At 36.3% G+C, this 15516-nt stretch carries 11 protein-coding genes; 4 read left to right on the forward strand and 7 right to left on the reverse strand.

Translation table 11 applies throughout. The annotated features are described in order from the left end of the window. Positions 1-66 precede the first annotated feature (66 nt). From NFRAN_RS00905 to NFRAN_RS00920, 4 genes are all read right to left on the reverse strand, one after another. Complete coding sequence (locus NFRAN_RS00905; RefSeq protein ID WP_232037902.1) at positions 67-1503, reverse strand: M20/M25/M40 family metallo-hydrolase; 1437 nt, start codon at positions 1501-1503, stop codon at positions 67-69. Positions 1504-1713: 210 nt separating this feature from the next. Beyond that, a complete protein-coding gene (locus tag NFRAN_RS00910; RefSeq protein WP_134482658.1) occupies positions 1714-3024 on the reverse strand; it encodes a hypothetical protein in 1311 nt (436 codons plus the stop codon). Positions 3025-3206: 182 nt separating this feature from the next. Next, positions 3207-3887 carry an HNH endonuclease gene (locus NFRAN_RS14080; protein ID WP_197731080.1) on the reverse strand — a complete coding sequence of 227 codons (681 nt, stop codon included), beginning with the start codon at positions 3885-3887 and terminating at the stop codon, positions 3207-3209. A gap of 94 nt (positions 3888-3981) precedes the next feature. Beyond that, a complete protein-coding gene (locus NFRAN_RS00920; protein ID WP_134482659.1) occupies positions 3982-4959 on the reverse strand; it encodes a hypothetical protein in 978 nt (325 codons plus the stop codon). A gap of 103 nt (positions 4960-5062) precedes the next feature. Here NFRAN_RS00920 and NFRAN_RS00925 point away from each other — a divergent pair, with 103 nt between their 5' ends. Continuing rightward, the gene (locus NFRAN_RS00925; protein WP_134482660.1) at positions 5063-5602 is read left to right on the forward strand and encodes a COX15/CtaA family protein; all 540 of its coding nucleotides are present in this window, start codon (positions 5063-5065) and stop codon (positions 5600-5602) included. Between the two features lie 27 nt (positions 5603-5629). On the opposite strand, the gene NFRAN_RS00930 is transcribed toward NFRAN_RS00925, so the two are convergent. Beyond that, positions 5630-6661, reverse strand: a complete 1032-nt coding sequence (locus NFRAN_RS00930) for an NAD(P)/FAD-dependent oxidoreductase (RefSeq protein WP_134482661.1) — start codon at positions 6659-6661, stop codon at positions 5630-5632. 97 nt (positions 6662-6758) lie between these two features. Between NFRAN_RS00930 and NFRAN_RS00935 the strand changes: the two genes are divergently transcribed. After that, complete coding sequence (locus tag NFRAN_RS00935; RefSeq protein WP_134482662.1) at positions 6759-7022, forward strand: hypothetical protein; 264 nt, start codon at positions 6759-6761, stop codon at positions 7020-7022. A gap of 194 nt (positions 7023-7216) precedes the next feature. Further along, positions 7217-7717, forward strand: coding sequence for a hypothetical protein (locus tag NFRAN_RS00940; protein ID WP_134482663.1), 501 nt, complete (start codon positions 7217-7219; stop codon positions 7715-7717). Between the two features lie 140 nt (positions 7718-7857). Here the strand turns inward: NFRAN_RS00940 and NFRAN_RS00945 are convergent, their stop codons facing one another. Next, on the reverse strand, positions 7858-11415 hold the full coding sequence (locus NFRAN_RS00945; protein WP_134482664.1) for a class I tRNA ligase family protein: 3558 nt from the start codon (positions 11413-11415) through the stop codon (positions 7858-7860). 415 nt (positions 11416-11830) lie between these two features. On the opposite strand from NFRAN_RS00945, the gene NFRAN_RS00950 reads away from it, so the two are divergent. Beyond that, entirely contained in the window at positions 11831-12868 is a 1038-nt protein-coding gene (locus NFRAN_RS00950) for a hypothetical protein (RefSeq protein ID WP_134482665.1), read from the forward strand. Between the two features lie 98 nt (positions 12869-12966). On the opposite strand, the gene NFRAN_RS00955 is transcribed toward NFRAN_RS00950, so the two are convergent. Beyond that, positions 12967-15171 carry an elongation factor EF-2 gene (locus NFRAN_RS00955; RefSeq protein ID WP_134482666.1) on the reverse strand — a complete coding sequence of 735 codons (2205 nt, stop codon included), beginning with the start codon at positions 15169-15171 and terminating at the stop codon, positions 12967-12969. Positions 15172-15516: the final 345 nt, after the last annotated feature.

The raw sequence follows: 15516 nt of genomic DNA on the forward strand, positions 1-15516 counted from the left end.
AATTTCCTTTTCATTTGATGGCTCAGCAGAAAAAATGAATATACATGTTTGTATGGATTCTTTTTATCACAAGTTATAGTAACGACTTTGTCCAGTGTTTCGAGTTGTAATATTTGCAAAATTCTTGATAATTTCTATAAAGCAATTGGTTCCCTTGTGTAGCAGGTCAAGATTAGTGTACTCGTTGGGTGAGTGCATTTTGTTTGGTAATGTTGTACTTCCAATACATATTGAATCGACATTCAGTATTTCTTTAAACGCATACATTGGCCCTGTTCCAGCAGAAGATAAATTCAAAACGACGCCATTAAATATCTTTGAAGCAGAGTCGACAACTAGTTTCACATACTGATTGTCAATCGGCGTGCGGTATGCTGGCTCCCCGCTTAGATACTTTACGGATACCTCATTTTCTGAAAAGCACCTAGTAGTCCTCAAATATTTTAACAGCCTTTCAAATTGAATTCTTGGATCCATATTTGGAACGAGGCGAAAATCTAGCTTTGCAGTAGCAGATGAGGGTAAAATTGTTTTTACGCCCTTTCTTGTATAACCCGAAGTTAATCCAGAGATATTACAAGAGGGTTCGATTGCTAACGCCTTTTTAATTTCATATGCATTCTGATTGTTTATAAAATTGGTAACTCCGTATTCCTTTTTAAATGCCTCTTCATTGAAGGGTTCGTCTGCCAGCAATTGTAATTCTTTATCACTGAGGGGTTTCACTTCATCGTACCAGCCGTCTACTAAGATTTTACCTCCTACAGGATCATAAAGATAAGATAATAGATTAACGAGTTTCCAAGCAGGATTTTCTATGGCAACAGCCAAACTCGAATGCGTATCCCTTGAGGGCCCATATACAGTGATTTCAGTATTTAGAATGCCTTTCTGACCCAGAGATATTATCGCTCTTTCGTCTTTGTCTACGTATCCACTCTCCCAAATTACCAGGTCCGAATTTAACCTATGTTTATATTTTTTTAGATACCTTGAAAGATTAGGACTTCCAATCTCCTCTTCTCCTTCGATTAAGAATTTTATATTGCAAGGAACGTCTCCTGTATTTTTGAGAAAAAACTCTACCGCCTTTAACCTTGTTATCAGTTCACCTTTATCGTCAGCTGAACCGCGTCCGTAAATCAGGTTTCCCTCAACTTTACCGCTAAAAGGGTCTTCATTCCACTTTTCAATTGGATCAACTGGCTGCACATCATAATGGTTGTAAAACAAGAGGGTTTCTGAATGTGGATTTATCTTGGATTTAACTTCTCCAAAAACTATTGGCGGGATTTTATTGTGCGAGTTTACATTCTCAAGTTGGTCCACGGCATCCAAATAAAGTAGCTCAGAATGGATCCCGGCGTTTTTCATCAGATTGGCAAGCAAGATAGCACATTGTTCCAAGCCCTCACTTGTTGCCGAGATGCTAGGCTGCCTAATAAGAATTTGAAGATCAGAAACCAAACTATCCATCTGATCATCGTTAAATGAAGTAGACATGAACAGTTTATCCAATAATTTCATGTACCTCCCAATACGTATCAATAACTAAAAAACACTTGTTAATATTCATTATTAGGTGATCAACTCAAATACCACACAATATTATCTATTAAAATTTTGTTAAATGCATTATATGACTTTATATCTAAAAAAAAGTCTATAATATTTGAATATAACATTCGTTCATCTTTAGAACGAATTTGATGGTCAAAGCAATGGCGTGTTAGTCTTTGTCTTATCCCATACATGCTGGATAATTTCAGAGACTGTTTGATAAACATTGCCGTTGTAGCTTGCTTCCCATCTTTTAGCAACATATTGACTTGGAGAGGTTCTTTCTTCTAACCTTCTTTCTAAAATTCTAATGTACTCGTGACCAAGGTCCAGGTCCTTCAAACCTTGTTTTGCGACGTGAAGTTGAGTCTTTACTGTTTCAGAGACATTAAAATGTGTTTTAGCATCGTACCCTGACCTAACTATGGCAGCACGCTCTTCTCTTATCGACGAAAGGGGTCTAAGTGGCTTGCCTTCCAAAATAGCACGATACAAGTATCCGATAAAAAATTCTATCATTGCAACCAATTCTTTTGGTGTAGGCTGCACTGACATGATTCTGGTCTCTACCCTGTAGTTGGGAGAATTCAAACGTATCCTAATATCATCATGTCTATCTTTTTCTAATCCAAAGTAGTCACGCGAGTCGTCCATTCCGGGTCGTGAGGCGATGTAATCTATGTATTCTTCAATCCTATCAAGGTATTTTGGAATAGCCGGAAACCCAGAATTTTGTTGTTCAGAGTGATCATAAAGATAAACTCGTGGTTCATAAAAAGAGAATAATTTGCCAGCAAACAACCGACTGTTTGAGCCAAGTAGAATTGCTGATGGCAAAAGACCAAGAATGTAATTGAACATATGAGTTGTATAAATAGGGTTTAACCCCTGCAGATGCAGATGAAATCCTTGGATAGCAGTAGCAATCTTGTTGGGTTTGAATACTTGACCTTCAATCTCGATATCGGGGAACTTTTTTTGCCATTCATAAAAATTCAGGTATCTTTCCTTTCTTGTAATAAATTTCCTCTTAAAAATATCTGGCGAGGGATTTCCCCCCATAAAAACTGGTATAACCTTCCTATTCTTGTATACCTTATCCACAGATAACTCTAAAAATTCAATGAACTCTACAAAAAAACTATTAACACTAGACAGATCGTGCATTGAAATTGGCTCAGTTTTGACCTCAAACTGACATTTCCCATATTCAGAGTCCATGTCAAACTTTTTGCTCAATTCCTTTATCAATGGATGAGCATTCACAGGCCGCGCCCTGTCGTCAAGTAAGCAGATCTCAATTTCTACCCCTACACGATAGAGTTCATCCCACCGATGAAGGTCGTCTTGAATCCTTTTCTTTAATCCAATTGTTTGATCTGCCAGTGGATTATTCAAACTAAGTAAATCAATAGGGCGGATATTAGTATAAATTCCTTTATATGATATTTCGAGTTCGTTCATCGCCAAAGTATTCTCATAATAATATCGAAAAGAACGAATTTCGTAAGCAGAAATATATTAGAAATCTATACAAAACAACGGAATGTAACTAAGCATATAAATGTTTATACGTTACCTTGGGAATGTTCTTTTGATAATATTTAAAAAGCTGTAATATAGTAACAGCATGTTTTACTTTACTTCTAAATGATTTCTTTATTAAGATCAATTAGTTTTGTCCTAGTACTAACCACAGTTACGCTTTGTTTCTTATGACATTTATAACATAGCGTTCTTAAATTGTTTCCGTTGTGAATAAATTCAAGGATTGTCCTTACTTTATTGTCTAGAGTGTCAAACTGATATCCAAGATGATAATAATAAGACTTTGGTATGATATGGTCGCATTCAAGCCAATTTTTCTGCGACTTGTTCTTTTTTTTCCTCCTATCAAGCTGGATGCCACAGATCTGGCAAGTAAAATTATCTCGCCTTAAAACTCTATTTCTAACATTTCTCCAATAAAAATTAGAATTATACCATCGTGTAAATTCTTTGCTACATTTTCTTGAGCAATATTTCTTAAATGGCTTGCAAACAGGTTCCATGCATTTGAGGTTTCTGCATCTTTGTATACCTTGTTCATCAATTTTATCAAATTCACGAATGTAGACTATAAAGTTATTTGGGATTTTGTAAGTTTTACTATTTTGAATAACTGTTGTAGAGGACGAATTATCCTGAAGACTAGCAATATCCGTCGTAGTATTGGAAACATTGAGCCTCATTGATTTAGTATCTATTATGGTCGATACAGTAGTAACTGTCGGTGTACTCTGATCATTTTTCCTTTTTCTTTCTTTTCTCTTTCTGCTGCCTGCCATTTTACTATCCCAAGTCAAACAAGATAATCATACTAATCTGTGACAATGGTGTTTGAGAAAAAAGAGTAAGTAGGTTAAAGGTATCTGACAATAATTAGGGATTGGTTTGATTATTATTATTAATTGAGTTTGATGTATCGGGTGTCGCCATTGTTGTTGTTGTTGTTATTGTTGGCCATAACCATAGGTTCCTAATTGCAGATCCATTCGGATACAAGTCATACTCATAGATACCTACTTTATTACTTAGCTGAGAGAATTTACCCCCAGGTAATTCATTTGTTGAATAATAGATAATACCTAAATAGTTAGTAACGTTATCTGATTGATTATATACTTGATCGTATGCGTTCCAACCTATTATATCTGCATCAGTTGTTGCGACATAAAACCCAGTCCCTTTGGCAATCTTTAAATCGTCATTTACTAAGGACTCTGTAATTTGACTGTCGATTAGGGATTGATTCAAAGTTGCCCTAGACTTTGATTCTTCAACATAGTAGCCTATATTGTAGACGAGATCTGAATCATCAATTAGCCCCAGTTCATAAAAAATTTGAAGCTCCTTTGTTTTTGTTGTTGGTGGATCTGACATCGAAGTCAAGTTGAATTTGTTTAAAACTATGCTATGATTAGAAGTGTAAAACGGATCGGAAAGTTTCAAGTCTCCAGATTCTTTGTGATAAGAGCCGCTACTTTCTTTTGTGTTAGGTACAAGTTGCATAGATGGTGCATCTGTTCCATTGGTGGTCGTCGTTGTCGACGAGTATAACTGAGATCCATTCAAGGCTTTTTCTGATCCTTGAATAGTGGTAACCAATGAGGTTGAGGAGACATTGTTAATATTAGTCTGATTTAGGTCAGAAATAGTAGAATTGGCAGGATCAGCACCAGATTCAGCAGAAGTAGAAGTAGAAGCAGGTTCACTGCTATTTACTGTAGTAGATGTAGCAAATGAATATTTTAGATTAAAAGAGCTCTCTTCAAAGCCAAAACTATATGTTAATAACCCAATAATACCAATTATAGCAAAATAACAGGTAATTTTTCTTGATATCGCGCAAATCAACATAGATAATATCTTAAGAATCAGGATTTCAATTCTTACTATTAAATATTGTCAAAGCAATAAAAAACATTTAAAGCACCTATTTAAGATCACTCACTTATTTCACTTGAAGAGTACGCGGATTGGTCAGACTCGCTTTCCAGCTAAAAAACTGTTTGTTGTTACTCTAATTGTAATGGGTATAACATATTCTGTGATGATGTTAGGTGTATATCTATCCTCGATTCATCAAGGTCTATCATGTCTAACTTGGCCACTGTGTCCTAACGGGTTTGATTTTCCCCCACCTGATTATTTTTATGAACACATTCATAGGACATTAGTTTTTGTCTTGATGATTGCCCTGTTTTCCTTCACTGCATATTCATTTATAAAATTGAGTAGCAGAAGCCTGAGGATAAAATTAGCCTTGGCCTCTGGATTGCTAATAGGTCAAGTCATATTGGGATGGGTCATGATTGTAACGAAATTGCATCCTGTCATTGTTGCAACCCATCTTGCAACAGGTATTGCTTTTTTTGGTATTTTAGTTGTTACCCTGATATCATTGCATCATGTAATGAAAGAAGGAAACGGCAACAATAGGGTTAGTAGTAGTACTCGCAGCAGCAAAAGTAGTAGTGGCAAAAGCGGTAGTAGTAAATGATATAAGGAATAGAAAAAAGTCTAGAACCTAGATTTTTGTTAGTTTTAACATGTTTAGCATATTTACTTCCATCCCAAACCGATCCTCGCTACTTTTCATGTATTTATAGATTTTTAATACTTCCAGGAAATCTTTTAGAATATTGAATTTCCTGTTAATGCTTTTTCTAATAAAATTGTAAACATTTGTATATATCTTAAAGGTCGACAAAACGTCGGCTACATACTTTTCTTTGTCATGTAGATTATCTATAAACAATTGTGCGCATATTGTTGACGGGATTATCCCTTCACCTAGTAATGCATACACAGTTCCTATAGATTCCCCCACACCAATTGTTTTTCTACCATCGGTAAATGGAAGGCAGTGAGAAGGAGGAGTTATTCGGACAGGTCTGCCTACTTTTTTTATAACTTGACATGGATATTTTCTCATAAAATAGTCCAAAAAGACATGAGTTTGTTTACGCTTAAAGTCACCCGACCCGATATGGGCATACCCATTTCCTAGTGGAAAATACCAAAAGTACCCAGAAAGTGAAGGAAAAGCCTTTAGATAAAAGTCGTCAAATGGAACTTTATCATACTTTACCTTATACTGTATACAGGGAATCCATAGTTCGTTTTTTAGCTTGGGTAAATAGTGACGATGAAATCCAGTAGAATCAACAATAAGATCGTATTCACTTTCTAAGTCGGTTTTATTGGGTACTTTATTAAAGCAAATATCAGTACCTTTAATCATATCTTGAATTAGTTTTAGCTTGTCGTAACTAACCATTCCCTTTAAATTAATGTCGATGTTTTTTCCAGAGTCACTACCATCTCCAACATCGACCCGCATTTTTTTTCCTTCATGAAGGATATAATCGTCCATGTTTAATCCACACTGTTTGGCATAATCCTTCATAACATTATCGCATGTTGCCCATGCGCAGACTGCGTCATGTTCCTTTTCGGGCATCCTTTCAAAACCTCTGACAGTTACATCATGGATATCACTTAGCTGGTTCATCAAATACGCACCCGCTACCCCGATCCCTACGACAGCAATCTTCATTATATCGTACCATGATACTTATGGCAAATAAAATGATTTCATTTGCATCTAGAGATATAAATAAGAAGTAGAGTCCCAACATATTCATTAGATTTAAATGGTAGATTCAAAAAGGAGGCCTTCATCGTCATCATCTTCATCATCTCCTAGTAAGAGAAAGAAAAAGAAAATGGCAGGACCACTTAGGGCAGGGATTGCGTTGATTATTTTGGGTGCCTTCATTGTAGGATTAGGTACTTTGTTTAACAGAGAATCCATGTCTATTTATGGCTTTGTCGTTGTAGCTGGTGGATTCTTTTTGTACTTTGTATCATATTACTATCTAGAAAGAATTCAAAAAAACAAGAGCAAAAATCAATAAATTATTCAACAAAGCTAATAGAATCCTACTACTACTACCAGTTATATCCATTTTTATTCTACTACTGGCTTTATTCATTCCCCACCCCCATCCCCTTCCCCTTCTTTTTGATCTGTTTGGTCTGCTATCTATTTTGAAAAAGATAACATATTTTAAAAATGATGATGTCTACCTAATTGTAAACTCGAATTAGTATGGAGGAAGATTTGTTCAAGAGGTTTTGCAACCAGAGATTAGGAGTTTCATTCTTTTATCATTCGAAATTAACTTCAGACAACAATGACAATAATCAATTGATCTTAGACAACGAGAATAGTCTCCTTCTGAAGTATGAAGATTTAAAATTTAAAATAATTAAACTTTCTTCAGAAGCTAACATAGGTTTACAACTGTTTGGTTTAGAAAATGGGTTACGATCTTCGTTAAATGAAAATGAAAGGTTAATAACTGAAGAAACGAAAAAGAGGCAGAAAAAAAATAAAAAATCGTCAGTAGCAGTGGGAGGAAATGAAACAGCTTGCACTACGACCGTCTATCCAACTCAGGACGGAAATGTCAAGATTAAACGATATCTGGTATCGCATGATGGTCAAGGATATCTACTTGCCTTTCAGGACAGGGTTGAAAATTTTGAATCAGAACAAAGTCAGAATATAATTCAAACAATCCTTGATACTTTTAAATTTATAGACTAATTAATAGCAGAAGGAAACAACTAGACTAAAACTTGCCAAAAAAAAGTCGGTATTTTTTTTATCACATTGACTACCATACAGAAAAAAAATTGACTGCCTGATAAATGGCAGAATTTTGATGTCAGCTTTAAAAAACATAGTTATTCCACATAAATCGCAGGCTTGTAAGGCCTTGCGAATTTTGATTTATTCTTAGGATCAGTAATTTGCGTTTCTGTTTCGTTAAAGAAGTAAATATTGTCCGGTTGTATTTTCAATTCAAAAGCAATAAGTGACTTGGCATCCTCTAGCGGGATTTTTTCATCAAACTCGTTCTTTATCAGTCCTCTTCTGTCCAATTCTGTAGGAGATAAGGACAAAATGTCCTCATTGATTTTTTTGACAAGGTCGGAGTTACTTTTTATAAACTTTTTTTGTTCTTCTGAAATTGATGCATCTGCCAAAAGCGATTTCATTATTACACCAAAATTTTTGGTCTTTGTTATAAGAACAATATCAATTATTTTGTTATATAGATCTCTCTTTTTATTAGACGCCAAATAAATGTAGACTTTGTTTATATTTGTATTTTTGGTAACCTTTATAATCTTGTTGAGGTCCTCTAGCAAATTTGAGATTAAAAGTTCATTTTCTTCAGTAACAACATTAGCAAACCTTTTGTCAAACTCTGGCCAACCGCTATTGAATATTGATTGCATATTGCTTTGATTGTTAAATACCTTATTCCATACCTCTTCGCCAAGAAACGGAGTAATTGGCGAAATCATTTTTATTCTAGCCTTTAGAAACATGTATACTACGTATGCGTAATTTTCTTCGCTAGTCTGCTGTTTGCTCTTTGCTGATCTTCTTTTGAGATACCATTCAAAGTCCTTATCCATCAGATACAATACTGTGTTGAGCACATCCCTAATCCTCAGTTCGTCAAAATACTTGGAAACTTCAAGGATCGTTTCATTTAGCTTATGAAGTAGCCACTTGTCTTCCAAGTTTAATCCGTTTATAGCGATAGATGTAGCAGGGAATTGATCTGGTTCTTCTTTTTTGTTGGCTGACGTTGAAGTGGCAGGCACTGCCTCTGGCGATGCTGGTTGAGAGGTACTAGTTGTGGTTGTATCTATAGTTGTACCGGGTGTAATGGTTTCTTGAGTTGTTATAGTAGTAGTAGTGTTAGTAACCGCAGCTTTATCATCAAAAGAAGTACCAAAATTAGAAGTTAATTCATCTCCGAATTTTGATTTTATCAGATTACCATAGCTACTTTGAAAATTAACAGCAAATTCGTAAATGTCGTTTAACCTGCCATATATCCCCTTTAGAGTAGTGAATGAAAAGTCGACGTCCTGTAACAATTCTCCCAAAACCAACATAGCAACCCTAATAGAATCAGCATTAAACTTTTTTATGGTACTTCTCAAAGGGATTATGTTTCCCATCGATTTTGACATTTTCTTTCCATCCATTAACACTGACCCATTTACCGCAATCTGTCTTGGCCACTTGCTTTTAGGAAATATTATTGAGTGATTAAAGATAAAAAATGACAAGTGATTTGGTACCAAATCCCGTCCCGAATGTCTTGAATCTAATGGATAATAATATTCAAATTCATCCTTGATCGCTTTAGCCATCTCTAAAAATCCTTTATAAGAAGTTTCATTCAATCCTTCACCATTCTTTCTTAATTGTTCACCTGTTTTGCTTTCATTTTCATTTCCCTTACCATTTGAGGTAACTTTATTTGTACTGTCATGTTCCTCGTAGTCTTTAAATGAAGGTGGTTTCTTATCTAACAAAACATAATCGAAGAATGAATCGTCAATTAACTTGATATATTTTTTTTCCAAATCATACAAGTTAACGTATTTTGCTATGATATAATATACCATATAGATCACAGAGTCTGACAAGCTTTCAATTAACCAGTCTTTGTCCCACGGCAAAGCGGTTCCCAATCCGGATTTTCTCGCACATGCTCTAACTTTGAGCCAATCAAAGACGTTTTTGAATTCCTTCAAAATTTCCGGAGGAATTATTTCCATAGAATTTAAACAATTAAACGCGAGCGATTTCCATTTTGGATTACCATAGTCCAAAAACCACTGGTTATCCAACAATTTCACATAGCATTTTGTCCCGCACCTGCAGTAAACTGGCTTATTGGTCAATTCATAAAATATAACTGCAGTACCATCTGTCAATAAATCATTTTTGATCTTTTCTTTGGCAATTGAGACTGTCATGTCAGCGTATGATTGAGCACCATGATTCATCTTTCCAGAATAATATTCCAATGAATAAAGTTCGGATGTCGCTTTTTCAAGGTTAGGATCACTTTGGTCAGAAATCGAGTACTTTTCCAAAAAAATCATCGCTGGGACCTTTTTTTCTTCTTCTTTACTTTTTGTCCTTACATCGTTTGTTGACTGTTCATTAACTGGGGTAATATCTTTGGCTTCTGTATTCAAATTACGATTTGGTGACAGTAGTGGTGGTGGTGGTGGTGGTGGTGGTGGTGGTGGTGGTGGAAGAGTGAGGGAATCAGATTTGCCATTCTTACCCGTGTTTACAGCAGAAGCCTTACCACCATTCTCCAAAGAATTTTCATTATCAGAATGAATTTTAGAATCTATTATCGATATTGGAATAATATCTTTAAATCTGGATTTAGTAATGCTTTCAATTGATACTGTCCTTTTCAGATCTAGTAGGGCCTGCATATCATATGGTGCATGCGCAGGCACCGACATTACTACTCCGCTTCCTTCATCTAACATAACAAACTTTGCGGGTAGTATTGGGATTGATTTTTTGGTCAACGGAGCTATAACCGACATGCCCACATAGTCGGCGCCTTTCACCTCTCTAATTATTTTGACATCATAGTTAAGATATCCGAGCTTTTCAGAGGCGTCTTTACTTATTATCCAATTTTCTTTACCATTTACCTCTACAAGCAAATAATTTTCTTCTGGATTAATCCATATATTAGTAACTCCAAATATTGTCTCGGGTCTCAACGTTGCTACAGGTAAGAAAACATTTTCTTGTTCTTCTAACTGAAATTTAACAAACACGTACTCAGTAAATGCAGGTTCGACGTCTCCTAATGTATCATGCTGACTAACTGGGTTACCATCTTTTGGACACCAACCTACAGGGTGCGAGCCCTGTTCAATCACACCAAGTTTTTTTAAAGTATTGAATTGCCAGGAAACAAATTTCTTGTAAACCGGGTCAATCGTAGTAAATTCACGTCTCCAGTCAATAGCATAGCCCATTTCCTTCATTCCCGACTTGATTTCACTATGAAAATATCTAGCTATTTGAAGTGGATCGACAAAAGTGGAAATATCCTTATCATCTATTTTATAAATTGTCTTAAAATTCTCAATTATTTCTTTATCTCCCGATTGTACCCTTTTTGACATCCCTAAGATAGGAGTACCAGTATAATGAAATCCCATTGGAAAAAGAACATTATAGCCTCTCAATTTCTTGTATCTTGCGTGTACATCTGCAATTGTATACGTTCTACCATGTCCTATATGTTGAGGAGAATTTGGATACGGATAGGCTACAGTAATAAAGAATTTTGGTTTGTTTGTTTTTGGATCAGATATATTAGCATGATTCTTGTCCCAAAAATCCAGCCATTTGTTTTCTATCGAATTCCATATGTTATGCTCGCTTGACATTTTATTCTCCCTATTGGAAGTATTTCTATCCTGTATTTGAAAATTCGGAATTGCTTTGGAATTGCGTCATCACTCATTCATCCGTACAGCTACACAGCCACACAGCCACACACCTGCCTACTTATCTGACTACCTGACTACCTGACTACCCAATCACAGCTTTACCACCCTCTCAACACTCTCTCTTGCCCTCATTTTAGCTCTAGAAAAAGGAAAGAAATGAAAGATTCTTGCAAAATTAAGATTTGTCACCTACCTTTGCGTAATAATGGCAAATTGTACTAAAATATTTAATAATCAATTCAATTTATTATAAATTTCTAATTTGATGAAAGGCTTAAGTTAACCTGAAAAGGAAGTACTATCAAGATTGGAAAAGTCATTGGACTATTCTAAGTATCGCAATGGATTTTTTGTGCCGCTTATTATAGGCCTTGTTATGTTTTTTGTTTTGTATTCTTATTCTCGTCTAACAACTCCAGGTCAAGAGATTTTCCTTTCATCATCCTTATATCAACTTGCTCAAATAGTCATGGCTTCATTTCTAATCACACTTGCGATGATTTACTTTAGCATACACAGATTCTTCTTCTCAAAATCCCGTTTAGAAAAAGATCCGAAAGCGCTATTGTATCACTTGCAACACCCATTACAGACTAGACGGTACAAGCTGATCTTTATCGGTGCCACATTAGCTTACTTTGTCTTCTTTGGATTTCTTTCGAATATTTTCATATACTTTACGGATGCTGGCACAATTTTCTCTCTAGTTCCCTTACCTTCTTCAAACCACAGCTTGACAGAAGAAGGATCTCGTATGGAACACTCCTCAATCCCTCACCTTCAAGATACAAATAACAACATTCAATCAAACAATAATGAAATTTCTTCTGTTGTTCATCAGAACTTGCTGCATGATAATAGTAGCAACTTTGAAATAAATAGCGGGAGTATCAATAATACCTTAGATAGATCCATTCCACAGAATCAAGATCCACCAATAACAACTTTTCAGGGAGAATATCCCAGTTCACAACTCATTATTTGTTGCAATACAATAGGATATGTTCCAATGTTAATACTCAAATTGACGGATCAATTTTCAATTTTGATTATCCCTCTCAACTTGCTAATTGCAACAACTCTTTCTACTTTGGTGGGGCTGAATACCAGTTTAAACATATACTTGCTTTCAAAGAGAAAATCTGTCACACTATCAAAAAAGAACTTTCTTGGGGTATTGGGGATATCTACGGGTCTATTTGTAGGTTGTCCCACATGCACAGGTAGTCTATTTTATTCTCTAGTAGGATTCAGTTCTTTAATTCTTTTCTCATCTCTTAACTTTTATCAAATAATCTTTGTTGCAATTAGCATTCCTATGCTCTTTATATCTTTGATAATAATGATGCGGGTTCTTCAGAAATCATTTTTGAACACATGTAAATTGTAACTAACACAAGGAAAGAGAAAAAAGAAATAAATTAATAAAAAATTAGTTGTCGACCGTCCATCTAACCTAACCGACTAAAAGATTTATTGATAAGATTATTATTCCTTGTCAATAAATTCGTCTGGAGATGGTGGTTCGGGTGCAATGCCTTTTCTCTTTCGTATATCAGTTACTAGATTCCTGAATACTGACTGAGGTACTGCTTGCCAAGTTTTAAAGTAAGTACTCCACATGGCTTTTCCTGCAGTACCACCTCTCATGGTTTCAGACAGATCGAAGGTTTCAGATGCAGGTACCTCGCCTAAAATTATGGCTATTACACCTTTTTGGTCAACGTTTAAGAGTTTCCCACGCTTACCTGACAGGATTCCAGCCACAGTTCCAATCTGCTCTTGAGGACATTTTACTTCAATTCCTAGAATCGGCTCCAAAAGCACTGGATCCGCAAGCAACATCGCTCCAAGCATAGCCCTTCTAGAAGCAGGCATTAATTGGGCAAGTCCCCTGTGGGCAGGATCCTCGTGGGGAACAAAGTGGTGTAATACAAACTTTAGACCCCTGACTTGTTCCTGTGCAATAGGACCGGAATGAATTACGTCATCAAAACCTGATTTAATGGAATCCATTGATTCTTGAATAAACTGCACACCTTTTGTCTCATCTGCAAGCATGTTACCAGTCGGATCTACTGTAACTACACTTCTGGCCTCATCAGAACTCCATCCTTTTTCCCTTAATAGTCGAGCCATTTCCTTCTTATCCATGTCTTCTCGTAATTGTCCTGTTCGGATCATCTCTATGATCTCTTCGCTAAGGGGTTCTACCCGCAAAAAGATCTTGTTATGCTTATTTGGAGATTTGCTCATTATTGGTCCAGCTCTACCCTTTATGGTTTCACGGTAGTTGATCAACGGTTGAGTGGTCTTGATGTCTAATCCGGCCTCTTGTAGCAAAGATGTAGCAATTTCTAGGTGCAATACACCCATTCCAGCCATCAGCGTCTCTCCAGTCTCCTCATTTATCTTTACGATCAGGTTTGGATCTTCGACTGTGATTCTTCGCAGGCCTTCAACCAACTTGGGTAAATCTTTTGGATGTTTTGGTTCCACTGCGATCGTTACTACGGGCTCTGAGACATACTTTATTGATTCAAATGCATCTACACTTTTTACGGATGAAATAGTTTCACCTGCAACAGCATAATCTAAACCTAATAGTGCAGGTATGTTCCCACAAGGGAGAACGCTAACAACCTCCCTCGTATTACCCATATATATGTTTACAGATTGGACCTTACCAGTCCTCTTTGCATCAATTAAATACACTTCATCTCCATCCTTTATGGTCCCTGAAAATAGGCGTCCCGTTGCAACTCTACCTGCCTGGGGGTCGACATTAATCGTTGTAACCATCATTAATGCAGGGCCTTTTTCATCGCAATTCACCAGAGCTTTTCCAATGTCTGAATCCAGATTGCCAGGCCAAATTTTAGGGATTCTATATTTCTGAGCCACGTGAGGAGGTGGATGATGCTGAACCACCATTCCTAATACAGCATCGTGCAGCGGTGCCCGCTCGGCCAATTTCTTGATGGCATCAGGGTCAGTCGATGTGTATGCGTCATAAACATCCTTAAAACTAATACCTTTTTTCTGCGCTACTTTAAAGTTGAACCCCCAACGATCCTTAGCTGAACCAAAAGCCACTGTGTTTCCCTGGATGCTTACCTTCCACTTATCTTTCAATTCGGGTTCAGCGTAAAGATCAACGAGTCTATTAAATTCAGCAATAATATTAGACAGCCATTTTTGCATGGCAGCAGGATCCAACCTTAGTTCTTTGACAAGCCTATCGATCTTATTGATATATAGAACGGGTCTTACTCGTTCTTCTAAAGCTTGACGAGTAACAGTTTCAGTCTGAGTCATAATCCCTTCAACAGAATCAGAAACTACTACTACCCCGTCTATTGCTCTTAACGCTCGTGTAACTCTACCAGTAAAGTCTATGTGCCCAGGTGTATCTATCATATTGATGACGTATTCTTTGCCATCGTCATTTTCATAAAATAAGGTGACATTGGCTCCTCGGATAGTCATTTGTCTATTTTGTTCTAATTTCATAGAGTCTAAAGCCAAAGCCTGACCTGCTACACTCGGAGAAATGATTCCCGAAGCAGCCAAAAGACTATCACTCATGGTTGTTTTACCATGATCTACATGAGCGATAACACCAAAATTTCTGATTTGATCTTTATTTCCAATAATCCTAAGAATATCTTGCGTTGATTTAAACTTGGGCATCTTATATTTCAAAAAAGTTTTTCTAGGGTTATTAAACCTTCCTTGTTGACTTTAACTTCAAAACTGATTTCTGATAATATTAATTCAGAATAATTTCAGAGGAGGGATTGGTAAATTTTTGCAGTTTGTTGCATATCTAACAGTATTTAAGAAAAGAATAGATCTGTCATTCTACCTCAGAGACATATGTAAGAATGGCAGATAATATCTGATGATACAATATAATCCATTTATACAAGAATCTGACTATCTACAAGCAGCAGAGCAGCTACAATTACTGCCTGCTCTCTAATGCCCTTTCCCCATCCACTACTTCCTCCCTTCCTCATTCTCCTCCTTTTCTCT

Origin of the sequence: Candidatus Nitrosocosmicus franklandus, from assembly GCF_900696045.1 — an archaeon.
GTDB lineage: Archaea > Thermoproteota > Nitrososphaeria > Nitrososphaerales > Nitrososphaeraceae > Nitrosocosmicus > Nitrosocosmicus franklandus_A.